This window comes from Achromobacter sp. F4_2707 (genome assembly GCF_047501535.1).
Lineage (GTDB): Bacteria > Pseudomonadota > Gammaproteobacteria > Burkholderiales > Burkholderiaceae_B > Yanghanlia.
The window spans coordinates 16577-39599 of sequence record NZ_JAZDRJ010000010.1 but is presented as its reverse complement, the minus strand read 5'-3'; the positions used below and the strand labels follow the sequence as shown (position 1 = coordinate 39599).

The 23023-nt window shown below is 57.3% G+C and carries 23 protein-coding genes; 20 read left to right on the top strand and 3 right to left on the bottom strand.

The features are described from left to right. Positions 1-2: 2 nt before the first annotated feature. Positions 3-818, bottom strand: coding sequence for a type I methionyl aminopeptidase (gene map, locus VRY85_RS10850; RefSeq protein ID WP_414598612.1), 816 nt, complete (start codon positions 816-818; stop codon positions 3-5). A 417-nt stretch (positions 819-1235) separates the two neighbouring features. Between map and rpsB the strand changes: the two genes are divergently transcribed. The 16 genes from rpsB to VRY85_RS10770 all read left to right on the top strand — a co-directional run bounded on the left by rpsB (position 1236) and on the right by VRY85_RS10770 (position 16753). Continuing rightward, positions 1236-1997, top strand: a complete 762-nt coding sequence (gene rpsB / locus VRY85_RS10845; protein WP_414598611.1) for a 30S ribosomal protein S2 — start codon at positions 1236-1238, stop codon at positions 1995-1997. Between the two features lie 120 nt (positions 1998-2117). Then, positions 2118-2993 carry a translation elongation factor Ts gene (tsf, locus tag VRY85_RS10840; protein WP_414598610.1) on the top strand — a complete coding sequence of 292 codons (876 nt, stop codon included), beginning with the start codon at positions 2118-2120 and terminating at the stop codon, positions 2991-2993. A gap of 102 nt (positions 2994-3095) precedes the next feature. After that, positions 3096-3812: a UMP kinase gene (pyrH, locus tag VRY85_RS10835; protein ID WP_414598609.1), complete on the top strand. Its 717-nt coding sequence runs from the start codon at positions 3096-3098 to the stop codon at positions 3810-3812. Positions 3813-3829: 17 nt separating this feature from the next. Continuing rightward, complete coding sequence (gene frr, locus VRY85_RS10830; protein ID WP_414598608.1) at positions 3830-4390, top strand: ribosome recycling factor; 561 nt, start codon at positions 3830-3832, stop codon at positions 4388-4390. Positions 4391-4412: 22 nt separating this feature from the next. Next, positions 4413-5171 carry a polyprenyl diphosphate synthase gene (gene uppS / locus VRY85_RS10825; RefSeq protein ID WP_414598607.1) on the top strand — a complete coding sequence of 253 codons (759 nt, stop codon included), beginning with the start codon at positions 4413-4415 and terminating at the stop codon, positions 5169-5171. A gap of 26 nt (positions 5172-5197) precedes the next feature. Then, a complete protein-coding gene (locus VRY85_RS10820) occupies positions 5198-6055 on the top strand; it encodes a phosphatidate cytidylyltransferase (RefSeq protein WP_414598606.1) in 858 nt (285 codons plus the stop codon). Beyond that, a complete protein-coding gene (ispC, locus tag VRY85_RS10815) occupies positions 6052-7257 on the top strand; it encodes a 1-deoxy-D-xylulose-5-phosphate reductoisomerase (protein WP_414598605.1) in 1206 nt (401 codons plus the stop codon). The genes VRY85_RS10820 and ispC overlap by 4 nt, the downstream gene beginning before the upstream one ends. Positions 7258-7283: 26 nt before the next feature. Next, positions 7284-8618: an RIP metalloprotease RseP gene (gene rseP, locus VRY85_RS10810; protein ID WP_414598604.1), complete on the top strand. Its 1335-nt coding sequence runs from the start codon at positions 7284-7286 to the stop codon at positions 8616-8618. A gap of 111 nt (positions 8619-8729) precedes the next feature. Further along, on the top strand, positions 8730-11075 hold the full coding sequence (bamA, locus tag VRY85_RS10805; protein WP_414598603.1) for an outer membrane protein assembly factor BamA: 2346 nt from the start codon (positions 8730-8732) through the stop codon (positions 11073-11075). Between the two features lie 199 nt (positions 11076-11274). After that, the gene (locus tag VRY85_RS10800; RefSeq protein ID WP_414598717.1) at positions 11275-11757 is read left to right on the top strand and encodes an OmpH family outer membrane protein; all 483 of its coding nucleotides are present in this window, start codon (positions 11275-11277) and stop codon (positions 11755-11757) included. A 6-nt stretch (positions 11758-11763) separates the two neighbouring features. Further along, entirely contained in the window at positions 11764-12888 is a 1125-nt protein-coding gene (lpxD, locus tag VRY85_RS10795) for a UDP-3-O-(3-hydroxymyristoyl)glucosamine N-acyltransferase (protein WP_414598602.1), read from the top strand. A 34-nt stretch (positions 12889-12922) separates the two neighbouring features. Further along, complete coding sequence (gene fabZ / locus VRY85_RS10790; RefSeq protein ID WP_414598716.1) at positions 12923-13375, top strand: 3-hydroxyacyl-ACP dehydratase FabZ; 453 nt, start codon at positions 12923-12925, stop codon at positions 13373-13375. 1 nt (position 13376) lies between these two features. Next, positions 13377-14168, top strand: a complete 792-nt coding sequence (lpxA, locus tag VRY85_RS10785; RefSeq protein WP_414598601.1) for an acyl-ACP--UDP-N-acetylglucosamine O-acyltransferase — start codon at positions 13377-13379, stop codon at positions 14166-14168. Further along, the gene (lpxB, locus tag VRY85_RS10780; RefSeq protein WP_414598600.1) at positions 14168-15361 is read left to right on the top strand and encodes a lipid-A-disaccharide synthase; all 1194 of its coding nucleotides are present in this window, start codon (positions 14168-14170) and stop codon (positions 15359-15361) included. The genes lpxA and lpxB overlap by 1 nt, the downstream gene beginning before the upstream one ends. Then, positions 15351-15968, top strand: a complete 618-nt coding sequence (rnhB, locus tag VRY85_RS10775) for a ribonuclease HII (RefSeq protein WP_414598599.1) — start codon at positions 15351-15353, stop codon at positions 15966-15968. The genes lpxB and rnhB overlap by 11 nt, the downstream gene beginning before the upstream one ends. Next, complete coding sequence (locus VRY85_RS10770; protein WP_414598598.1) at positions 15965-16753, top strand: TrmH family RNA methyltransferase; 789 nt, start codon at positions 15965-15967, stop codon at positions 16751-16753. The genes rnhB and VRY85_RS10770 overlap by 4 nt, the downstream gene beginning before the upstream one ends. Here VRY85_RS10770 and VRY85_RS10765 read toward each other — a convergent pair. Beyond that, on the bottom strand, positions 16750-17586 hold the full coding sequence (locus VRY85_RS10765) for a pyruvate, water dikinase regulatory protein (protein WP_414598597.1): 837 nt from the start codon (positions 17584-17586) through the stop codon (positions 16750-16752). The genes VRY85_RS10770 and VRY85_RS10765 overlap by 4 nt on opposite strands. Positions 17587-17771: 185 nt before the next feature. On the opposite strand from VRY85_RS10765, the gene ppsA reads away from it, so the two are divergent. Next, positions 17772-20138, top strand: a complete 2367-nt coding sequence (gene ppsA, locus VRY85_RS10760; protein WP_414598596.1) for a phosphoenolpyruvate synthase — start codon at positions 17772-17774, stop codon at positions 20136-20138. Between the two features lie 198 nt (positions 20139-20336). Continuing rightward, positions 20337-21545, top strand: coding sequence for an alpha-hydroxy-acid oxidizing protein (locus VRY85_RS10755; RefSeq protein ID WP_414598595.1), 1209 nt, complete (start codon positions 20337-20339; stop codon positions 21543-21545). Positions 21546-21651: 106 nt separating this feature from the next. Here VRY85_RS10755 and smpB read toward each other — a convergent pair whose 3' ends face one another. After that, positions 21652-22119 carry an SsrA-binding protein SmpB gene (gene smpB, locus VRY85_RS10750; protein WP_414598594.1) on the bottom strand — a complete coding sequence of 156 codons (468 nt, stop codon included), beginning with the start codon at positions 22117-22119 and terminating at the stop codon, positions 21652-21654. Positions 22120-22178: 59 nt separating this feature from the next. Here smpB and VRY85_RS10745 point away from each other — a divergent pair, with 59 nt between their 5' ends. Then, positions 22179-22613, top strand: coding sequence for a type II toxin-antitoxin system RatA family toxin (locus tag VRY85_RS10745; protein ID WP_414598593.1), 435 nt, complete (start codon positions 22179-22181; stop codon positions 22611-22613). After that, complete coding sequence (locus VRY85_RS10740) at positions 22603-22914, top strand: RnfH family protein (protein ID WP_414598592.1); 312 nt, start codon at positions 22603-22605, stop codon at positions 22912-22914. The genes VRY85_RS10745 and VRY85_RS10740 overlap by 11 nt, the downstream gene beginning before the upstream one ends. Positions 22915-23023 lie beyond the last annotated feature (109 nt).

Below are 23023 nucleotides of genomic sequence, written 5' to 3'. Positions count from 1 at the left end.
GGTTAGGCTGCCTGATAACCTTTAACAAAGGCGGGCGGGGCAGGCATGTCGGGCGAAATGGTCAGAACCTCATAACCCGTGTCTGTCACCAGCACGGCGTGTTCCCATTGCGCCGATAAGCTGCGGTCGCGTGTCACAACCGTCCAGCCGTCAGCCAGGGTGCGGATATCGCGCCTGCCGGCGTTGATCATGGGTTCAATGGTGAAAATCATGCCGGGCTCTAGCCGCACACCTGTGCCGGGTTTGCCATAGTGCAGTACTTGAGGGTCTTGGTGGAACTGGCGGCCCACGCCGTGGCCGCAGTATTCGCGCACCACGGAAAACCCGGCGCCTTCCGCATGTTTTTGAATCGCGTGGCCGACATCGCCCAGCGTTGCGCCGGGTTTGACTTGCTCAATGCCCAGCCACATGCATTCGTATGTGATATCTACGAGGCGGCGGGCCAAAATAGAAGGTTCGCCAATATGGAACATGCGGCTGGTATCGCCAAACCAGCCGTCCTTGATTACGGTAACGTCGATATTCATGATATCGCCGTTCTTCAGTATTTTATCGCCAGGAATGCCGTGGCAAATCACATGGTTGACCGACGTGCAGATGGAAGCGGGGAAAGGGGTGTAACCCGGCGGCGCATAACCCACGGTGGCCGACTCCACCTTCAGCACATTAGTGATGTAATCCATGCAAAGCTTATCGAGCTCCCCCGTCGTAATGCCGGCCCGCACATATGGGGTCAGATAATCCAAAGTGGAAGCGGCTGCCTGGCAGGCGGCGCGCATTTTATCGAGGTCGGCGGGGTCTGTAACTAGGGTGCTCATGGTGTCTGTGCTAGCTTAACGAAAAAATAGTAGAATTATAGGCTTTCTGGAATTTTGGCCTTATACCTATGCCTTGTCACGCCTGTGTATGCCGCGCTTTTTGCAAGTGGGCAGCAGGCGAGGGTGCAGGATATAAGGCCACACCATAGTAGCAAAGGCAGTACCAAACGTAGTATCAAAGCAGTGATAAAGCAGTAGTAAACGCCGTAAAGGCGAACCTTGCATGCCAAAGCGTATGGCAGTAAGGGTTAATTAAGCAGTATTGAAGTCAAGCCGGAAATAGCATGCCTGCGCCAGCCTGTCTGGTGGCGCGCTGAATCAAAGACTCAGCGCGGGTGCGCCGGGGTGTTTGTCGGGTGATTCACCACCCTGCGAATAACTTGCACCAGGTATTAGACCCAACCCTAGGAGAATATTATGTCTTTAATGCGTGAAATGCTGGAAGCCGGAGTCCACTTCGGTCACCAGACCCGTTACTGGAACCCGAAGATGGCCCCCTTCATCTTCGGTCAACGAAACAAAATCCACGTCATCAACCTCGAGCAGAGCGTTGTTAAGTACCTGGAAGCACAAAAATACCTGCGCCAAATCGCAGCGCGTGGCGGCAAAGTTTTGTTTGTCGGCACCAAGCGTGCAGCACGCGAACTAGTGGCTGAAGAAGCTCAGCGCTGCGGCATGCCCTACGTAGACAGCCGCTGGCTGGGTGGCATGATGACCAACTTCAAGACGGTCAAATCTTCCATCAAGCGCCTCAAGGAAATGGAAGCTCAGCAAGCCGAAGGCCTGACCGAGCTCATGAGCAAGAAAGAAGCGCTGATGTTCCAACGCGAACTGGACAAGCTCAACAAGTCGATCGGCGGCATCAAGGACATGACCAACCTGCCTGACGCACTGTTCGTCATCGACGTTGGCTACCACAAGATTGCCGTGGCCGAAGCCCGCACTCTGGGCATTCCGGTTGTGGCCGTGGTGGATACCAACCACTCGCCCGAGGGCATCGATCACGTGATTCCTGGCAACGACGACTCGGCCAAGGCTATCGCTCTGTACGCTCGTGGCATGGCGGATGCCGTGCTGGAAGGCCGTGAACAGGCACTCAACGGCCTTGTTGAAGAAATCGCCGAAGGCGAAGAGTTTGTCGAAGTTGAGGTCGAAGAGACCCAAGAGGACAGCGAGTAAAAACGGGTGCGCACGGCTCGCTGTGCGCATGCCGGCGTCCGCCTCCGGGCAGGGCGCCGGTACATGCTTTGAACCTGCCCCGGTCCCGCCGGAGCGTGTTTTACCGAACTGGAGAAAATTGTGGCCCAAATCACTGCAAGCATGGTCAAGGAACTGCGCGAAAAGACCGACGCGCCCATGATGGAATGCAAGAAGGCGCTGACGGAAGCTGACGGCGACATCGCACGTGCTGAAGAGATCCTGCGCATCAAGCTGGGTAGCAAAGCAGGCAAGGCCGCTTCGCGCGTGACGGCAGAGGGCCTGATCGGCCTGCATATTGCCGACGACGGAAAGAGCGGCACGGTTATCGAAGTCAACTGCGAAACCGACTTCGTGGCCAAGAACGAAGACTTCATCAAATTTGTCAACGACCTGGCTCGCCTGGTCACTGAAAAAGCCCCGGCCGACGTGGCCGCCTTGAGCGAACTGCCCATGGGCGAAGGTACTGTGGAAAGCACCCGTTCCGCTCTTATCGGCAAGATCGGTGAAAACATGTCGGTGCGTCGCTTCGAACGCTACGAAACCGCCGATAAGCTGGCCAGCTATGTGCACAGCGGCCGCATTGGCGTGCTGGTAGAGTTTTCGGGTGAAGACGAAGTCGGCAAAGATGTCGCCATGCACGTTGCCGCTACCAAGCCGAAGGCGCTGGATGCCGCTGGTGTGCCCGCCGAAGATATCGAGCGCGAGCGTTCCGTGGCTGAGCAAAAGGCTGCAGAATCTGGCAAGCCTGCTGAAATCGTCACAAAGATGGTTGAAGGCACCGTACAAAAGTACCTCAAAGAAGTCACGCTGCTGTCCCAGCCGTTCGTCAAGAACGACAAACAAAGCGTTGAGCAGATGCTCAAGGAAAACGGCGCTAAGATCAGCCGTTTCGCTCTGTACGTGGTCGGTGAAGGCATCGAAAAGAAAGTTGAAGACTTCGCCGCAGAAGTCGCTGCCGTTGCCGGCAACAACTAAGCACCACTTTGCTTTGATGTCGGCGCTTCGGCGCCGACGTTTCCGGCCCATGGCCGGTGTTTCTCATTTAAACTTTGCGTTTGTTATTCCGGGGTTTCTTTCATGACGACCAGACCATACAAACGTGTCCTCCTGAAGCTGTCGGGCGAGGCCCTGATGGGCGAAGACACGTTCGGTATCAATCGAGCCACCATCTTGCGTATGACGGAAGAGATCGTCACTGTCGCAAAAAGCGGAGTCGAGCTGGCCATCGTCATTGGGGGAGGTAATATCTTCCGCGGTATTGCCCCCGGCGCGCAGGGCATGGACCGCGCCACCGCCGATTACATGGGCATGATGGCCACCGTCATGAATGCCTTGGCGCTTCAGGACGCCCTGAAGCACGGCGGCGTCGATGCCCGGGTACAATCAGCCTTGCGTATCGATCAAGTGGTCGAAGCCTATATCCGTCCCAAAACCTTGCGTTATCTGGAAGAGGGCAAGGTGGTTATTTTTGCGGCAGGCACCGGCAACCCGTTCTTTACCACCGACACCGCAGCCGCCTTGCGTGGTGCGGAAATCGGCGCGGAAGTTGTACTCAAAGCCACTAAAGTAGACGGTATTTATAGCGCTGATCCCAATAAAGACCCCAACGCAACGCTTTACACGCGTATCAGCTTCGACGAAGCCATTGTCCGTCGCCTTGAGGTCATGGACGCTACGGCATTTGCGCTGTGCCGCGACCAAAAGCTGCCTATCAAGGTTTTTTCGATCAACAAACCAGGCGCACTCATGCGAGCCGTTTCGGGTGAAGAAGAAGGCACGCTGGTGCACGTCTGAAGAACAAAGGAATCACAATGAGTCTTTCAGAGGTGAAAAGTTCAGCTGATAGCCGCATGGCGAAATCCGTCGAAGCGCTGCGCATCGGCTTGGCCAAGATTCGTACTGGCCGCGCAAGCGCCGGCATCCTGGATCACGTCAATGTTGAATACTACGGCTCAATGGTCCCTGTTGGCCAAGTGGCCAACGTCACGGTCGTGGATGCACGCACCCTGAATGTCCAGGTCTGGGAAAAGAACATGGCCGGACCCGTCGAGAAGGCGATTCGTGAGTCCGATCTGGGCCTGAACCCCATTCCCATGGGCGAGAGCATCCGTGTACCCATGCCCGCCCTCACAGAAGAGCGCCGCCGCGACCTCACCAAAGTGGTTCGCAGCGAAGGCGAGGACGCCAAAGTGGCGGTTCGCAACCTGCGCCGGGAAGCCAACGAAGCGCTCAAAAAACTGGTGAAAGATAAGGAAATCTCCGAAGACGACGAACGTCGCATGCAGGATGAAATCCAAAAGCTCACGGATAAATACGTAGCTGAAATCGATAAAACCGTTACACAGAAAGAAGCGGAGATCATGACGGTCTGACCGTTGTGCTCCGCCTGGCCCGATGCATAAAAGCTCCACCCTTGCCGTTCCGGAACATTCCGGGGTGCCTCGTCACTTAGCCATTATCATGGACGGCAATGGGCGGTGGGCCACCCAACGTTTCCTGCCCCGTACTGCGGGGCATATGCGCGGCGTCCAAGCCGTGCGGCGCGTGGTCGAAGCCTGTGGCCGCCGCGGCGTACATTACCTCACTCTCTTCGCCTTCAGTTCCGAAAACTGGCGGCGCCCCCAAGAAGAAGTTTCCCTCTTAATGCGTTTGTTTGTGCAGACGCTTGAGAAAGAAGTCGGCAAGCTTTGCGAGCAAGGTGTCAGGCTGCGTATCGTGGGCGATATCGCCGCCTTCGAACCACGTTTGCAGGAACTTATCCGCAAGGCAGAGGAACGTACTGCGCAGAACGACGCATTGCATCTGACGATTGCGGCGAACTATGGCGGGCGCTGGGACATTCTCCAAGCCATGCAGCGCATGGTGGCTGCTCAACCTGCCTTACTGGCCGACCCCAAGGGCATCGACGAAGAAGCCCTGACTCCCTATCTCTCAATGGCCTTCGCGCCAGAACCAGATCTCTTCATCCGTACGGGTGGCGAACAACGTATTTCTAACTTTTTGATCTGGCAGCTGGCCTACACCGAGCTCTATTTCACAGAACGATACTGGCCTGATTTCAATATTCAGGATATCGACGCTGCATTCGAGTGGTATCGTACGCGAGAACGCCGCTTTGGCCGCACCAGTGCCCAACTGGCCGGCGGCGTCTGAAAACTCGTTTCTTTGGAAGGTTCACCATGTTGATACAGCGTGTGCTGACTGCCATTGTCCTGTTGCTGGTGCTCCTTGGCGCACTCATGGCGCCCGGCCCCTGGCCCCTTATCGTATTACTGCTGGTGATGGCTGGCTGCGCTCTATGGGAATGGCTGCGCTTATCGCTGACTCCTGTCTGGGCGCCTGCTGCACCTTGGGTTGCTGTATTCACGTCCGTATTCATGCTTTGGCTGGTCTGGACATGGATGCCTTCCACGGCAGCGGTGCCGGCCGTTGAGCAACTGGTTCACCCGTGGCTTATGCCGTTGGCGCTACTCGGTTGGGTGGCGCTAGCTCTGCCACAAGTGCTGCAAGGAAACACCGCTGAAAGGCGCTTTCCGATTGCCATGAGCGTCTTTGGCGCACTGGCCGTTATTGCGGCGTGGGCGGCGTTGGTGCTGCTGTTCGTAGAATTCGGCGCCTGGTGTCTGGTGTCGATGATGGCGCTGATCTGGTTCGCTGACATTGCTGCGTATTTCACCGGACGCGCCCTGGGTAAGCGCAAGCTGGCTCCTAAGGTCAGCCCCGGTAAAACCTGGGCCGGGGCGATAGGCGGCATTTTGGCCGCCGCCATCTGGACCACGGCTACCGCCGCGATACCCGATAGCTTTGGTGCGATTCTGGCGCAGCGCTGGTCGCTGCCCATTGTGTTCCTTCTGGCTGCGTTGTTGGCTGCACTATCCATTGTTGGAGATTTGTTCGAGTCCTTGCTGAAAAGGCGGGCGGGCGTCAAGGATTCCAGTAACCTGCTTCCCGGCCACGGGGGCGTTTATGATCGCATCGATGCACTGCTGCCTGTTGCGCCAGTGGCCATCATGCTGACAGGAATTATTTTTCAATGAAGGTAGAAAGTGTTTGCGTGCTCGGCTCTACGGGCTCCATAGGCGTGAGCACCCTGGATGTCATCGCCCGACATCCTGATCGCTTTCGCGTCCATGCCCTGAGCGCCTATAGCCAGATTGAACAGTTGGCCAAGCAGGCCTTGGCCTGTAATGCGCAAGTCGTCGTAGTGCCGGATACGCCCGCTGCTCAGCGCTTCCGCAACGTCTGGCCGGCGGGCAGGCCGGCTCCGGAGCTCCGTATAGGGGCAGCCGCATTGGCTGAGACAGCGGCTGATTCAGAGGTCTCCGTTGTGATGGCGGCCATTGTCGGCACTGCCGGGTTACCTGCCGCTCTAGCCGCGGCCCAAGCGGGCAAAAGGGTGTTGCTGGCTAACAAGGAAGCGCTGGTTGCGGCGGGTGGCTTGTTCATGCAGGCGGTTCGCGACAACGGCGCCGAACTCTTGCCTATCGACAGCGAACACAATGCCATCTTCCAATGCTTGCCGGAAGACGAAGATCGGGCCCGCGCCCCGCGCTTGCCCGCACGAGGTGTGCGGCGTCTTTTGCTGACCGCTTCCGGTGGGCCGTTTCGTACGGCTTCAATTGAGTCGCTGCACGATGTCACCCCCGCACAAGCATGCGCCCACCCCAATTGGAGTATGGGGCGCAAGATTTCCGTCGACTCGGCCACTATGCTGAACAAGGGGCTGGAAGTCATCGAAGCGCATTGGCTGTTTTCCATGGAAGCCGACAATATTCAGGTGTTGATCCACCCGCAAAGCCTGGTGCATTCCATGGTGGAGTACGAAGACGGCTCCATCTTGGCGCAATTGGGTCAACCCGACATGCGCACCCCCATCGCTTACGGTCTGGGTTTCCCCGAACGCATCGCCAGTGGGGTGGGCCTGTTCGAGCTGACTCGCATGCAGAAGCTGGACTTTGAATCCCCGGATTTCAACCGCTTCCCGTGCCTGGGGCTGGCCTACGATGCCCTGCGTGCAGGGCAGACTTCCTGCATCAGCCTGAACGCCGCCAATGAAGTTGCGGTTGCACAGTTTTTGTCGGGTGGAATTCGCTATACTGAAATTCCCCAGGTCATCGGCGACTGTCTTGATCGCATGGCGTCGTTTAACGGTGCGGCTCCCCGTTCTTTGGAAGACGTGCTGGAACACGATAATCACGCCCGGGCGGTTGCCTCGGAGCTCTGCATGCTGCGTACCTGAGCAAAGTCTCTCACAAGCGGAACATAATGCTTTTTACTCTGCTGGCCTTTGCCGTTGCGCTGGGCGTCCTGATCACTTTTCACGAGTTCGGCCACTATTGGGTGGCGCGACGTTGTGGCGTGCACGTCGAGCGCTTTTCCGTGGGTTTCGGAAAAGTGCTTTTGCGCCGCCGCGACCGCAATGGCACAGAATGGGCGCTCTCAGCCATTCCCCTGGGGGGATATGTCAAGTTTCTCGACGATGCTGAGTCCGACACGGCTGCAGGTGACCCCAGGCACGCCTTCAATTCTCAGCCGCTGCGCAATCGGGCCGCCATCGTCGCTGCAGGCCCCTTCGCCAATCTACTGCTCGCTGTCTTGTTGTACGCGCTGCTGGGCCTGCTAGGCACGATGCAGCCAGCCGCGGTGATCGGTGATCCCCCCGTTTCTACGCCTGCGGCGCATGCCGGTTTTCAAGCGGGCGATAAGCTCACAGCCATTAACGGCAAGGCGGTGGAATCCTGGAGTGATGTCCGTTGGCAGTTGATGGATGTCTTTACCAGTGGCGGCGTGGTCGAGGTCGAAGTGGAAACCGCCGACGGCCTGACTCGCTCGCGTCAATTGCAATTACAGGCCGTGGCTGTCGAGCCGGATGCCGCCGATCCCATGTCCGAAGCGGGGCTGGCGCTGATGACGCCTCGGCCCTTGGTGCGTGAACTGGTCGCCGGTGGAGCAGGGCAGGCCACCGGCTTGTTACCGGGCGATATTTTCCTTTCAATTGGGGATACGCATAACCCTAGCGCTTCCGCCGTGGTGGCTGAGGTGCAGAAGTCTCCAGGCAAGCCTTTGCCGTTGTTGATAGAACGCGATGGCACCACTGTGGCCATGAGCATCACGCCTTCAGCTGAGGCGGATGCCGACGGCCACACGGTAGGGCGTATCGGCGTCATGCTGGGAGCCGACCTCGCCATGGTCAAGGTCAAATACGGCCCATTCGAAAGTCTGTGGCGGGGCGTCGAACGCACCTATGACACCGTCATCCTGTCATTCAAAATGATGGGGCGCATGATTTTCGGCGATGTTTCTCTGCGTAATGTCAGCGGGCCGGTCACCATTGCCGATTATGCCGGCCAGACAGCCCGTGTCGGGTTGGCGGCCTACATCAGCTTTATGGCGCTGATCAGTGTCAGCATTGGTGTACTCAATCTTTTGCCTATCCCCATGCTGGATGGTGGCCATCTGCTTTATTATGCGCTGGAAGGGTTACGAGGGCGTCCCCTGCCGGAGAGCTGGGTGATGACGGGCCAGCGCATCGGGATAGGCTTGCTTGCTGCGCTGATGAGCCTCGCATTTTTCAACGACTTCACCCGGATTTTCAGCTAAGGTTCGGGGTGCGATGTTGGAAGATGAGTATTCAAGTCGGCCAAACAGCGTATTTAGCTTCGTTGTGCCTTACAATCATTCACCAATTTAGTCGACCAAGGATCGTATAGGATGTCCTTCAGCCGGAAACTTCCATTTGCAAGACGCGTATTGCCCGTCTTGCTCAGCACCTTGCTTGCTTCGAGTATCGCGCATGCGTTCACGCCCTTCGTGGTCAAGGACATCCAGGTAAACGGCGTCCAGCGCGTGGATGTCGGGACCATCTTTACCTATCTGCCGGTCAAGGTGGGGGAAACGTTCACCGAAGAGCAGGCGGCTGAATCCATTCAGCGGCTGTATGCCAGCGGGCTGTTCAATGATGTCAAGATTGACACCAGCGGCGATGTACTGGTTGTCACAGTACAAGAACGGCCGACTATTGCCTCGGTGAGCTTCAACGGCATGCGCGAGTTCGATAGTGCGTCCATTATCAAGTCGCTGCAGCAGGTGGGCTTCGGCCAGGGCCGCGTATTCGATCGTTCCATGCTGGAGCGTGCGGAGTTCGAAATCAAGCAGCAGTATTTGTCTAAAGGCAAGTACGGCGTGGAAATCTCGCCCGTCATTACGCCGCTGCCGCGTAATCGGGTAGGCATTGCTTTCGATATCTTTGAAGGCGACCTGGCTCGCATTAAAGAAATCAACATCGTCGGCAATGAGGCCTTCTCCGAAGGCCGACTGCGCGACGAACTTGAACTCACCGAAAGCGGCATAATGACTTGGTACACGGGTACCAACAAATATTCGCGTGAGAAGCTGGAAGGCGACATGGAGCGCCTGCGCTCCTTCTACCTTGACCGCGGTTACCTGGAATATTCGGCTGACGCGCCACAGGTCACGATTTCTCCCGACCGTCGCGATATCTTCATTACTATCACCATTCATGAAGGTAAGCCCTATACGCTGCGCAGCGTGCGTTTGGCGGGCGACCTGCTGGAGCTCGAACCGCAGCTCCAGGAAATGGTGAAGGTAAAGGAAGGCGAGGTATTTTCTGCGGCCAACACCAACGAAACTGCCAAGACCATCACAGAATATCTCGGCGGCCTGGGTTACGCCTTCGCCAACGTCAACCCCAACCCGGTGCTTGACCGCGAAACCCAGGAAGCCGATCTAACTTTTTACGTTGATCCCGGTCGCCGCGTGTACGTGCGTCGCATCGAGATCGGCGGTAATACCCGCACGCGCGATGAAGTCATCCGCCGTGAGTTCCGGCAGCAGGAAGCGGCATGGTACGACGCCGGCAGCCTGCGCACCTCGCGCGAGCGTGTTGACCGCCTGGGTTATTTCAACGAGGTGGATATCAGCACCTCGCCTGTGCCTGGCAGTCCCGATCAAGTCGACGTCAAGGTCGATGTGAAGGAAAAACCCACCGGGCTAATCAACCTGGGCGTGGGCTATGGCTCAACTGACAAAGTCATGTTGTCGGCAGGCATCAGCCAGGACAACATCTTCGGCAGCGGTAATTCCTTGTCGCTGAACGTAAACACCAGCGACCGCAACCGCGCCCTGGTGCTGGCGCACACCGATCCCTACTGGACGGAAAATGGCATCAGCAAAACCACTTCGCTGTACTATCGCCGCACCGAACCCTACGATGCCAACGATGCATGGGGCGAGTACCGAATCACATCGTACGGCGGTGGGTTGAACTTTGGTGTACCCATTACTGAACACGATCGTATCTTTGCGGGTGTCAGTTTCGAGCACAACAAAATCAGCGATTTGCATCCTCTGTATACGCCGCGGGCGTACCAGAGCTTCATTGAAGAATACGGCGAAGGCACCAACTCCGTCGTCTTTAACGTAGGCTGGTCAAAAGACACTCGCGACAGCGCGCTGGCGCCCACTAAGGGTTATTACAGCCATCTGTCGGCTGACGTTTCAACTATGGACCTGCGCTATTACATGCTGCACGGTCAGCATCAGCATTACATTCCGTTGGGCAAGGCCTATACACTGGCTTTCAACTTCATGGCTGACTGGGGCAAAACATATAACGACAAGACCTTCCCGGTTATCAAGAATATGTACGCCGGGGGGATTGGCACGGTACGCGGCTACGAGGGCGGCTCCTTGGGCCCACGCGATACCCTGACAAACGACTATCTGGGTGGTTCGCGCCGCCTGGTGGCCAATGCCCAGCTATTCTTGCCATTCCCTGGCGCAACGCGCGATCGCTCGTTGCGTTGGTTCCTGTTCGCCGATGCAGGGCAGGTCGCCACAACGGGCAGCGATACCTGCTACGGCGGGGCGCCAGGCCGCATGGCGGAAGACCCCTGCGGCTGGAGGTATTCCGCAGGCGTGGGCTTGTCGTGGGAATCCCCGCTCGGCCCGCTGCAGCTGTCGTATGGCCGTCCGCTCAACGACAAACCGGGTGACGAAAAACAATCGTTCCAGTTCCAGATCGGTACGTCATTCTGATATTCGGGAAACCTGAACCTATCTCCAACGGCAAGCGGTTAAGCCTTACGAGTTTGTTCAGGGGTTCCTTATGGCACAATAATCTTTTGATCTTCGCTCCTTGCAAGGTAGAGTATTCATGAAGTCTCAAATCGCATTAAAAGTTTCCGCGCTGTCGCAGGGGCTTGGCCGTAGCCAGCGCGCCTGGGTGTTGGCGTCCATGGTCGCCGTGGGTGCAGCGCTTGCCGTGCCGGCGGCCCCCGTGCAAGCGCAAGGTACCAAGATCGGTTTCGTGAGCACGGATCGCATTCTGCGTGATTCACCCGCTGCCAAGGCAGCACAAACAAAGATCGAACGCGAGTTCAGAAAGCGTGAAGAAGAGCTCCAGAAGCTGGCCGACAGCCTGAACAGCGATATCCAGAAGTTCGATAAGGATGCACCTGTGCTGTCCGAATCTGAGCGCATCACGCGCCAGCGCCGTTTGGCCGACAAAGATACCGATCTGCAGCGCAAGCGCCGCGAATTTCAGGAAGACCTGAACCGCCGTCGCAGCGAAGAGTTTTCAACGCTTATCGAACAGGCTGATACCGCTATCAAGGCTATCGCCGAGCGTGAAGGCTACGATCTCATCATTCAAGATGCCGTCACGGTCAGCCCGCGTGTCGATATCACCGACCAGGTTCTCAAAGCGCTCGGCGGTTAATACACCATGCCGTTGCTGCTTGCGCCGGAACAGGCCGTTAAGCTTGATCGACTGCTTGCCGAAGCAAATGTCTTGGGCGTCGAATGCAAGCCCGTGCCTGGTTCCGACACCCCCCTTATTCGTGGGCTAGGGTCGCTTTCTAGCGCCTGCCCGGAACAAATCAGTTTCTTGTCCAACCCTAAGCTGCAAGATCAGCTTGAAGGGTGCAGGGCGGCCGCCGTTATTGTTACACCTGCGGTCTGGGAAGAGTCGTTACAAGGCAAAGAGTTAGCTTTTGTGCCGGTACTGTGTAGCGAACCCTATCTGATGTATGCGCTGTTAGCGCAATGGTTCGACCGGCACCGCCTAGCTAAACTGCCTACCGGCATTCACCCTTCGGCAGTCATTGCAGATTCCGCACGTATCGAAGAGGGCGTGAGTATCGGCCCACAATGCGTAGTGGAAGAAGGCGTCACTATCGGGCGCGGCACGCGACTGGGCCCGGGTTGCGTCATTGGCGCCGGGTCGTCCCTGGGGCAGGACTGCCTGCTGCATGCAAACGTCACTCTTTACCATGGCGTGACCGTCGGTGATCGTGCCATCCTGCATTCGGGTTGTGTGCTGGGTGCCGATGGTTTTGGTTTTGCACCAGACCCGCGCGGTCAAGGTGCCTGGGCCAAAATCGCCCAACTAGGTGGCGTAAAAATAGGTAACGATGTCGAAATCGGCGCTAACACGACGGTTGATCGCGGCGCCCTTGAAGACACCACGCTGGCTGACGGCGTCAAGCTGGATAACCAGATCATGATCGGGCACAACAGCCAGGTGGGCGAACACACCGCTATGGCCGCTTGCGTAGGCGTGGCGGGCTCCACCATTATTGGCAAGCGCTGCACTCTGGCAGGCGCCGCCATGACGGCCGGGCATTTAACGCTGGGCGACGATGTGCACATTTCAGGTGCGACAGCGGTGACCTCAAGCATTCTGAAGCCCGGTCGCTACACCGGAGTCTTTCCGTATTCCGACCATTCCGATTGGCAGCGCAATGCCGCGGTACTGCCGCAGCTCAATGCTTTGCGCCGCCGCTTACGCGCACTTGAGCGCCAGCAGGCAGCCGCCGCTGAAGAGTCGGGTCCATCCTCATCTCAATGAAACTTACGCCATACTCATGCAGGAAACACAAAAAATAGAGCTCGACATCAAACAGATCATGGAACGCCTGCCGCATCGCTACCCGATGCTGCTGGTGGACCGTGTGTTAGAAATGGTGCCGGGCAAAAGCATTGTGGCAATCAAGAACGTCACGCTGAACGAACCGTTCTTCACTGGCCACTTTCCTCACCATCCGGTTATGCCCGGCGTGCTCATCATCGAGGCACTGGCTCAGGCAGCGGCCCTGTTTTCATTTGAGGATGACAGCGGCGTTAACCCGGCCAACCCAAAAATCGCCTACTACCTGGTCGGGGTAGACGGAGCCCGTTTCCGCCGCCCGGTCGTGCCCGGCGACCAACTGCGCCTGGAAGTGACGGCCGATAAAATCAGCCGTTCAATTTGCAAGTACTCTGCTCGTGCGACGGTAGACGGCCAGTTGGTGGCCGAAGCCAAAATCATGTGCGCGATCCGGGTGCTGGAAGACTAATATGGCTGCACGCATCCATGCCACCGCCATCGTTTCTCCCGGGGCGGAGCTTGCCGATGACGTCGAGGTCGGGGCTTACAGCCTGATCGGCCCAAACGTCAGCATCGGTCCAGGCACACAAGTAGGGCCGCATTGCATTATTGATGGCCATACCACCATTGGCGCCAACAATGTGTTTTACCGTTTTTGCTCCATCGGCGGCATGCCGCAGGACAAAAAATACAAAGGTGAACCCACCCGCCTGGAAATCGGCGATGGCAATATGGTGCGCGAATACGTCACGCTGAACACCGGCACGACGCAGGATGTCGGCGTAACCCGGTTGGGCAGTGACAACTGGATTATGGCGTATGTGCACGTTGCGCACGACTGCCAAATCGGTTCCCACACCATTATTGCCAATAACGTCCAGCTGGCCGGCCACATTCATATCGAAGACTGGGCCATATTGGGCGGTTCCTCTGCTGTGCATCAGTTTGTCCATATTGGCGCACACAGCATGGTCGGTGGCGCCAGCTCCATTCGGCAAGACGTTCCTCCCTATATTGTGGGAGCGGGTGACCCTTTCCGCCCGGTCGGCATCAACACCGAAGGGCTGAAGCGACGCGGTTTCGAGGCCGACACGATAGCCGCGCTGAAGGAAGCCTATAAGCTGCTGTATCGCCGCAACCTCAAGGTTAACGAGGCTGCCCAAGCCATGCGCAGCCTGCAAGATGAATACCCCGCCGCTAAGGACGCCATTGAGGTTTTGGCGGCATTTCTGGATCGCCCCGGTCGGGGCATTGTGCGCTGATGGCCTTGCGCATCGGCATGGTGGCAGGGGAGCCATCGGGCGACCTTCTGGCTAGTCGTGTGATTGCCGGGCTACCGGAGTTTGCGCCCTCCGCACACTGTGAAGGCATTGGCGGCCCGGCTATGGAAAAAGCAGGCTTCGACGCCTGGCATCCCATGCATGCGCTCACTGTGTTCGGCTATGTCGATGCTCTGAAGCGCCTGCCTGGCCTGTTGCGTATTTATAACGATGTATCGCGCCGCTGGCAGGCCTCTCATCCCGATGTCTTCGTGGGAGTCGACGCTCCCGATTTCAACCTGCGACTGGAAGAAAAACTCAAGGCTGCCGGCGTGCCTACCGTCCATTTCGTTGGGCCTTCGATTTGGGCTTGGCGCTATGAGCGCATTGAGCGCATCCGGCGTGCCGTCTCGCACATGTTGGTGCTCTTTCCCTTTGAGGTGGAAATCTACGAAAAGGAAGGCGTGCCCGTGACCTGCGTCGGTCACCCGCTGGCAGCCAATATTCCTATGCAGCCGGATCGGGACGCAGCGAGAAAACGCTTAGGTCTGGACCCTGGCGTTCGTGTGCTGGCCATCATGCCGGGCAGCCGGGGCTCCGAGATCCGCCAGTTGGGCCCGCGTTTTATTCAGGCTGCCCGCCTGTTGCAGCAGCGCGACCCTTCTCTGCAATTCGTCGTACCTATGGTCAACCCAGAAAGGCGTCGCGAATTTGAGCGTATGCTGGGCGGGCTTCCCCTGTCGAACTGCCACATTATTGACAATAAACGGCTGAATAATGTCGAACCTGACTGGCCGGCAGCCTGGCATGTAATGGAAGCGGCGGACGCCGTGCTGGTGGCCAGCGGTACCGCTACCCTGGAGGCTGCGCTGTTCAAGCGCCCCATGGTGATTTCCTATGTCCTGACGCCCTTGATGCGCAAAATCATGGAGTGGAAATCCGGCCAGTTGCGCCCTTATGTGCCCTGGGTCGGCCTGCCCAATGTACTGGAACGCGATTTCGTCGTGCCGGAGCTTCTGCAAGATGAGGCGACCCCTGAAGCCTTGGCCGAAGCAGCCTGGCGTGCGCTGGCCGACGCAGATTACGCCACAACCATTGAACAGCGGTTCACTCGTATGCACGAGAGTTTGGCATTAGATACACCGCGCCTGGTGGCCGAAGCGATTATCAAGCAGGCGGGTGGCGGTGCAAAATAGCCTGTTTGAAGGCGTCGACCTGCCCACGGGCTTATGTGCCGGGGTAGACGAAGCCGGTCGCGGCCCCTTGGCCGGGCCGGTATTTGCAGCGGCCGTCATTCTTAATGATGACCTTCCTATCGCTGGCTTGAATGACTCAAAGAAATTGAGTGCGGCGCGGCGTGAAGCGCTGGCGCTGCTCATTCAGAAACATGCCCTGGCGTGGCATATTGCCAGCGCCAGCGTAGCCGAGATTGACGAGCTCAATATACTTGGCGCCACCATGTTGGCCATGCGCCGGGCCTGTGAAGGCTTACTCCCTGCGCCACAAAACGTTCTAGTAGATGGCAATAGGGTGCCACAAGGGCTGGCATGCGCGGCTCAGAGTATTGTCGGCGGCGATGCAAGGGTGCCGGCAATTGCTGCTGCGTCCATCTTGGCAAAAACCGCCCGTGACGCCTATTGCCTGGAAATGCACATGCGTTTTCCCGAATACGGCTTCAATCAGCATAAAGGCTATGGCACAGCCGTGCATCTACAACGTCTGGCCGAGCTTGGGCCGTGCGACGAGCACCGGCGCAGCTTTGCACCGGTGCGGCGCCATTTTGAGACCGAGTCGTCGTCATGAAAACCCTGGCTTCACGAGACAACCCCGATTACCGCCTGCTGCTGACCATTTTGGCAGGCAAACGCCCCCCGGGCGAGCGTAGTCAGAGAGAATCACGTATTGCCTTGGAGGGCATACACCTGTGCGAAGCCTGGCTGGACAGTGCCGGGCAGCCGGACATGGCTTTTTTTGATGAAAGTCGCATTAGCCACCCGGACATCGCTGCCATTTTGGCTAGAGTGGATGCAAGCCGCGTTCGCCTGTGCTCACCCGCGCTAATGCGCGCTGCATCGCAAGTGGTGCAGGGCCAGGGGCTGATTTTTCTGGCCCGTGCGCCGCGCCCGAGCCAACCGGGCCGGGTAACAGAGAGCTGCCTATGGCTGGACCGCGTTCAGGACCCTGGAAATATGGGCACCTTGCTGCGCACCGCCGCAGCGGCAGGACTGCGCGAGGTGTATGTATCCAGCGGTTGCGTAGCGGCCTGGTCGCCAAAAGTGCTGCGCAGTGCGCAGGGCGCACATTTCAGTCTGGACATCCATGAAAACGTGGACCTTCTTGCTCTGCGCAAGCGTCTGAATATTCCCTTGCTGGTAACAGCCCTAGACGACGCACAGCCGCTCTATGAGGCCGATCTGCCGCGTCATGCTGCCTGGGTGTTCGGAAATGAGGGCAGGGGGGTCGCGCCAGAACTTATTGCAGCGGCCGACTTGCGAATCAGCATTCCGCAAAGCCCGGCTGTGGAATCTCTGAACGTTGCTGTAGCAGCCGGTATCTGCCTGTTTGAACACCGCAGGCGTTATTACTAGTAATGACTACGCCGTTCCAGCCCGATTTCCGCCATGACCTTGGTGGAGATTTCCTCAATGGACTTAGTCGTGGTGGAAAGCCATGGGATGTTTTCCATGCGCATCAGCCGCTCTGCCGAGGCGACCTCATCGCGACATTGGCGGATAGAGGAATACTGGCTGTTGGGGCGACGCTCATTACGTACTTCCGCCAAACGTTCCGGGTGAATGGACAAACCAAACAGCTTTCTACGATAGGGCAGCAGCGTGGCGGGCAAGCCATTCCGGTCGAAATCCTCGGGGATCAACGGGTAATTGGCAGCCTTTACGGCATACTGCATGGCCAGATACAGGCTGGTCGGTGTTTTGCCGCAACGCGACACACCGATCAGAATCACATCGGCTTCTTCCAAGCCGCGCACATATTGGCCGTCGTCATGTGCCAGCGTAAAGTTAATGGCTTCAATGCGTTCGTTGTATTGTTTCGACAGCCCACCCATGTGGGAGCGGCCCACGGAGTGGCTGGATTTCACGCCCAGGGCTTCTTCGATGTGCTGAACGAAGGTCCCGAACAGGTCGAAAAATACGCAATCGGCGCTGCGTATGGTTTCGGCCACAGCCGGGTCGACCAGCGTGCTGAACACCAAGGGCGGGCCATTTTGCTCGACCGCGCATCGGTTGATACGTGCAACCACCTCTTCAGCTTTTTCTACGCTGTCGAGGTAGGGGATTCGCACAGTATCGAATTGCACTTGTTCGAATTGCGAGAGAACAGAGTTGCTAAAAGTCGCGGCGGTAATGCCGGTGCTGTCGGAAACGACAAAAACGGTGCGTTGGAGAACGTGATTTGACATGTGCGTGGCGCAGAAGCTACCGAAAACGGTACAATCCGGCAAGATTAACATTAAGGGGGCGTTAACGCTTCTTAATGTCACCTTCCTGATAGAAAAAGCAGGCGAGGCGGGTTTGCTCAGTGACCTTCACAGTTACGCACCGGTTCCTGAGCAAACACGCTTTCTTTTCTTTACAGGTGACTTTTATGTCTAACGTCGTATCTTTCGAACAGCTACGCATGACTGACGTCGACTCGGTCGGCGGCAAGAATGCCTCGCTGGGCGAGATGATCAGTCAACTTGCGGGCGCCGGTGTGCGCGTGCCTGGCGGCTTCGCCACCACAGCAGACGCCTTCCGCAATTTTCTGAAATCCACCGGTCTCGATCAGCGCATCGTCGAAAAGCTCAAGACGCTTGACCCGGACGATGTTCGCCAACTGGCTGAAGTGGGTGCGGAAATCCGCCAGTGGATTATCGACACGCCATTCCCAGCCGACTTTGAACAAGACATCCGCAAGGCATTCGCTGAACTCGACACCGATGGCAAGGGTTCGTTTGCCGTACGTTCGTCGGCGACCGCCGAAGACTTGCCTGATGCCTCGTTCGCCGGCCAGCAGGAAACCTACCTGAACGTAGTCGGTATCGACGAAGTACTTGAAAAAATTCGCCTCGTCTTCGCCTCGCTCTACAACGACCGCGCCATTTCATATCGTGTGCACAAGGGCTATGCGCACGCTGACGTCGCGTTGTCGGCGGGTATTCAGCGCATGGTGCGTTCCGACAAGGGCAGCGCCGGCGTCATGTTCACCATCGACACCGAATCCGGCTTCAAGGATGTCGTCTTCATTACGTCGTCTTACGGCTTGGGCGAAACCGTTGTGCAGGGCGCGGTTAACCCCGATGAGTTTTATGTCTTCAAGCCATCGCTGGCTGCCGAAAAACACCCCATCATCAGCCGCCGTATTGGCTCCAAGCTGATCAAGATGGAATTCGACGAAGACCGCACCACCGATCACGCTGTGCGTACCGTCGATGTGCCGGTCTCCGAGCGCAATCGTTATTCCCTCACCGACGAAGAAGTCATCGAGCTGGCGCGCTACGCCGTCATCATTGAAAACCACTACCAGCGCCCCATGGACATCGAATGGGGCCGCGATGGTATCGACGGCAAAATCTACATCCTGCAGGCTCGCCCCGAAACCGTTAAATCGCAGCAAAGCGCCAACGACGTCCAGGAACGCTATCGCCTGAAGGCAACCGGCGAAGTTCTGGTGACCGGCCGCGCTATTGGCCAGAAGATCGGTTCCGGTCGCGTGCGCGTGGTGGCCGATGCTTCCGAAATGGATAAAGTCCAGGCGGGCGATATTCTCGTTACCGACATGACCGACCCCAACTGGGAACCCGTCATGAAGCTTGCCTCGGCTATTGTCACGAACCGTGGCGGTCGCACATGTCACGCAGCCATTATTGCGCGTGAACTGGGCATTCCTGCCGTTGTCGGTTGCTCTGACGCCACCGACGTGCTGAGCAATGGCCGCGAAGTAACCGTTTCGTGTGCGGAAGGTGACGAAGGTCGCATTTACGACGGCCTGATCGAAACCGAAATCGAAGAAGTACGCTGGGGCGAAATGCCTGACGTCGGCCTTAAGGTCATGATGAACGTCGGCAACCCGCAACTGGCTTTCGATTTCTCCCAGATCCCCAATGCCGGTGTCGGCCTCGCGCGTCTGGAGTTCATCATTAACAACAATATTGCGGTGCACCCCAAGGCGGTGCTTGACTACCCCAATGTTGATACCGAACTCAAGAGCGCTGTGGAATCCGCCGCGCGCGGTTACGCCAGCCCCCGTGCATTCTTTGTCGAAAAACTTGCTGAAGGCGTGGCAACACTGGGGGCAGCGTTCTATCCCAAGCCCGTCATCGTTCGCCTGTCCGACTTCAAGTCCAATGAATATCGCAAGCTGATCGGCGGTTCCCGCTACGAGCCCGAGGAAGAGAACCCCATGTTGGGCTTCCGTGGTGCATCGCGCTACATTTCCGACGATTTCGCCGAATGCTTCCGCATGGAATGCGAAGCGCTCAAGAAGGTTCGCGATGAAATGGGCCTGACCAACGTCGAAATCATGGTGCCTTTCGTCCGCACCGTCGATCAAGCACGTCGCGTAATCGAGCTGCTGGCACAGAACGGCCTGGTACGTGGCGAGAACGGCCTGCGCATCATCATGATGTGCGAAGTGCCCTCCAACGCCATTCTGGCAGACGAGTTCCTCGAATACTTCGACGGCTTCTCCATTGGTTCCAACGACATGACCCAACTCACCCTGGGCCTGGACCGCGACTCCGGCATGGAACTCCTGGCCGCCGACTTCGACGAGCGCGATGCCGCAGTGAAGTTCATGCTCAATCGTGCCATTCAGGCCTGCCTGAAGGCTGGTAAGTACGTTGGAATTTGCGGCCAGGGCCCCAGCGATCACCTGGATCTCGCCCTGTGGCTGCGCGACGAAGGTATTCTGTCCATGTCGCTTAACCCCGACACCGTGGTAGATACCTGGCAGCGTCTGGCACAAGCCTGATCCTGCTGCTGTAACACGAGTAAAACGGCCTTGCATCCCTTCGGACGCAAGGCCGTTTTCATTGCCCAATGGCCGGGGATGGGGGTATGGTGCACAGGGTTTGAGCGTATCGCGCTCAGGGTCACGATAATCAGAATTCTGTAACATCATCCGTGCGGGTATTCCCGCGCGATTCTTACTATGTTTTTGCGGGCAGCCATGCGTCTGAGTAACATCCATAACCTGCACGACTTTGAAATCCGAGCCAAAAGTGCATTGCCCAAATGTCTCTACAGCTATATCAATAACGGTGCCGACGACGAGGTCACGCTAAGGCGAAACCGGCAAGCTTTCGAGGATTATGCTTTTGTCCCGCATATGCTGAGAGACGTATCGGGGCGCAAGCAGAGCATCGAATTATTCGGGCACAGGTACGACAGCCCATTTGGAGTTTCCCCTGTTGGGATGGGAGCCATGTATGCATTCGACGGCGATGTAGCACTGGCAAGGGCAGCGCAACAGGCCAACATTCCATACGCCTTAAGCGGTGCTTCCATCACCCGGCTCGAGAAAGTCGCCCAAGCTGCACCCAACGCATGGTTTCAGGCCTACCTGCCCGGCGACCGGGAAGGCATCATTCGTCTCTTGCAGCGGGCAGAACAGGCAGGCTACCGGCAGTTGGTCATTACGGTCGATCTGCCCGTCGGCGTTAACCCGGACCGTTATATCCGCAACGGTTTTTCTTCCCCTTTACGCCCCAGCCTGGGGTTGGCCATGCAAGGCATTGCTCGACCCAAGTGGTTGGTCGGCACATTGTTGCGCACCTTCAAAGAAGGGATGCCACACCTGGAGAATTGGCGGGCGGAACGGGGCGCACCGATTTTGTCGAAGAACCTCCAGAAAGATCTGAAATTCAGGGATAACTTCAACTGGGGGCATATTCGCATGGCCCGCGATGCCTGGAAAGGCCACCTCATTATCAAAGGCATTCTTTCAGCAGAAGATGCACAGCAATGCGTTGCCTGTGGTGCAGATGGCATCATCGTTTCCAACCATGGCGGCAGGCAAGTCGATGGTGCGGTCTCGCCTCTGGATGTACTGCCCAGCATTGTTGCCAGTGCGGGCGATCTCACCGTCATGATGGATAGCGGTATTAGACGCGGCTCCGATGTGTTGAAAGCCATTGCCTTGGGCGCAAAGTGCGTGTTCGCGGGCAGGCCATTCAATTATGCGCTGGCATGTGCGGGGCAGCAGGGGGTGGCGCACGCCATTAAAATTCTGCGCGACGAGGTGGACCGCAACCTAGCTTTGCTGGGTTTATGCCACCCCTACGAGATGACAGCAGCCCATTTACTTCATAAAGCAGCGGCGTGGCAAGAACCCGTCCTGCCCAGCGAGCCCGGCGCAACAACGGCGGCAGCGCAATGATTTGCTTCAAGCAGTCACCCAATAAAGAAACAGGCTCACACTACCCCCTGCCTGGGCGGCCCTCGCCGGTATCGCTGTCGAGTGGCAAGCCGGGCGGGGTGCAGAATTAGTCGTTGTCGCGGCGGTTGCGGGTGTCGTGCTTAAGCAAACGCTCTTTTTCACGTGCCCAGTCTTTGTCGCGGGCAGTATCCCGTTTATCGTGTAGCTTTTTACCACGCCCCAGGCCGAAATCAAGCTTGATACGGCCGTTGCGGTAATGCAGGTTAAGCGGCACCAGGGTGTAGCCACGCTGTTCGGTTTTGCCTATCAGTTTTTTGATTTCTTCCGCATGCAACAGCAGTTTGCGAGTGCGGGTGGCTTCCGGACGAATATGGGTGGATGCTGTCGGCAGGGGGCTGACATGCATGCCGATAATGAAGATTTCGCCATTGCGCACGATAATGTAGCTTTCTTTGAGCTGGACGTGACCGGCGCGGATGGCTTTGACCTCCCACCCTTCCAGCACGAGCCCGGCCTCAAACCGTTCTTCAATGAAATAGTCGTGCGTGGCTTTGCGGTTCTCAACGATGCTCATGAACTTGTATCTTACAGGCGCTAAAATCAGAACATTCCATTCTATCCCAACCCATATCGATGCACACAGTACAGCGCTCCGTTCTTGTCCCATACAGCAACAAACAGATGTTTGATCTGGTGGCTGATGTTGCCCGTTACCCGGAGTTCATGCCGTGGTGTGGCGGCTCCGAGGTTCATCGGCACGACGAGCAAGGCATGGAAGCCTCTGTCACCATCAGCATAGCGGGCCTCAAGCAGACATTCACCACACGCAATGAGCACGACTATCCTGGGCTGATCACCATTCACTTGGTGGATGGGCCTTTTTCCGAGCTCACCGGCACCTGGGAATTCAACGCACTGGCTGAAGACGCTTGTAAAGTGATCTATACCATGCGCTATGCCTTTTCCAGCCGCACGCTCGAAACAGTGGTTGGGCCGATTTTTAATCGTATTGCCACCTCGTTTATTGATTCGTTCACCCAGCGCGCACAGGCTGTTTATGGGGAATAACGCGGTCAACACTTTGCAGGTGGAAGTTATTTACGCACGCCCAGACGAAATCTGGCGCACTCAGGTAGAACTCCCCCACGGAGCCACCGCACTGCAAGCCGTACAAGCCAGCGGCTTGTTAACCCGCCACCCCGACTTCCATCAAGATTCCGAACCTCCATTGGGAATCTACGGGCGTATTTGCCCCTCCCACCAAGTCGTGCAAGCCGGAGACCGCGTCGAAGTCTATCGGCCATTAGTGTTCGACCCTATGGAATCACGGCGACGGCGCCAGCGTCACCGTCAGCGCAAGAAAGCCTGACCACATTGTCAGCAACATGACAGCATGCTGGGGGCGGGACGCGTTAAGGTTGGCGATATCAATCAGCTGATAAAAATTAAAAGTGCAAAACAATATTCTTAAGGAGACT

Excerpts from the sequence above, each read along its gene's own strand:
- VRY85_RS10740 (WP_414598592.1), top strand. The coding sequence starts at position 22,603 with ATGGGGAATAACGCGGTCAACACTTTGCAGGTGGAAGTTATTTACGCA.
- VRY85_RS10800 (WP_414598717.1), top strand. The coding sequence starts at position 11,275 with ATGGTCGCCGTGGGTGCAGCGCTTGCCGTGCCGGCGGCCCCCGTGCAA.
- rseP (WP_414598604.1), top strand. The coding sequence starts at position 7,284 with ATGCTTTTTACTCTGCTGGCCTTTGCCGTTGCGCTGGGCGTCCTGATC.
- lpxA (WP_414598601.1), top strand. The coding sequence starts at position 13,377 with ATGGCTGCACGCATCCATGCCACCGCCATCGTTTCTCCCGGGGCGGAG.
- smpB (WP_414598594.1), bottom strand. The coding sequence starts at position 22,119 with ATGAGCATCGTTGAGAACCGCAAAGCCACGCACGACTATTTCATTGAA.
- VRY85_RS10745 (WP_414598593.1), top strand. The coding sequence starts at position 22,179 with ATGCACACAGTACAGCGCTCCGTTCTTGTCCCATACAGCAACAAACAG.
- VRY85_RS10820 (WP_414598606.1), top strand. The coding sequence starts at position 5,198 with ATGTTGATACAGCGTGTGCTGACTGCCATTGTCCTGTTGCTGGTGCTC.
- map (WP_414598612.1), bottom strand. The coding sequence starts at position 818 with ATGAGCACCCTAGTTACAGACCCCGCCGACCTCGATAAAATGCGCGCC.
- rpsB (WP_414598611.1), top strand. The coding sequence starts at position 1,236 with ATGTCTTTAATGCGTGAAATGCTGGAAGCCGGAGTCCACTTCGGTCAC.
- frr (WP_414598608.1), top strand. The coding sequence starts at position 3,830 with ATGAGTCTTTCAGAGGTGAAAAGTTCAGCTGATAGCCGCATGGCGAAA.
- VRY85_RS10755 (WP_414598595.1), top strand. The coding sequence starts at position 20,337 with ATGCGTCTGAGTAACATCCATAACCTGCACGACTTTGAAATCCGAGCC.
- ispC (WP_414598605.1), top strand. The coding sequence starts at position 6,052 with ATGAAGGTAGAAAGTGTTTGCGTGCTCGGCTCTACGGGCTCCATAGGC.
- pyrH (WP_414598609.1), top strand. The coding sequence starts at position 3,096 with ATGACGACCAGACCATACAAACGTGTCCTCCTGAAGCTGTCGGGCGAG.
- bamA (WP_414598603.1), top strand. The coding sequence starts at position 8,730 with ATGTCCTTCAGCCGGAAACTTCCATTTGCAAGACGCGTATTGCCCGTC.
- lpxD (WP_414598602.1), top strand. The coding sequence starts at position 11,764 with ATGCCGTTGCTGCTTGCGCCGGAACAGGCCGTTAAGCTTGATCGACTG.
- lpxB (WP_414598600.1), top strand. The coding sequence starts at position 14,168 with ATGGCCTTGCGCATCGGCATGGTGGCAGGGGAGCCATCGGGCGACCTT.
- uppS (WP_414598607.1), top strand. The coding sequence starts at position 4,413 with ATGCATAAAAGCTCCACCCTTGCCGTTCCGGAACATTCCGGGGTGCCT.
- ppsA (WP_414598596.1), top strand. The coding sequence starts at position 17,772 with ATGTCTAACGTCGTATCTTTCGAACAGCTACGCATGACTGACGTCGAC.
- VRY85_RS10770 (WP_414598598.1), top strand. The coding sequence starts at position 15,965 with ATGAAAACCCTGGCTTCACGAGACAACCCCGATTACCGCCTGCTGCTG.
- VRY85_RS10765 (WP_414598597.1), bottom strand. The coding sequence starts at position 17,586 with ATGTCAAATCACGTTCTCCAACGCACCGTTTTTGTCGTTTCCGACAGC.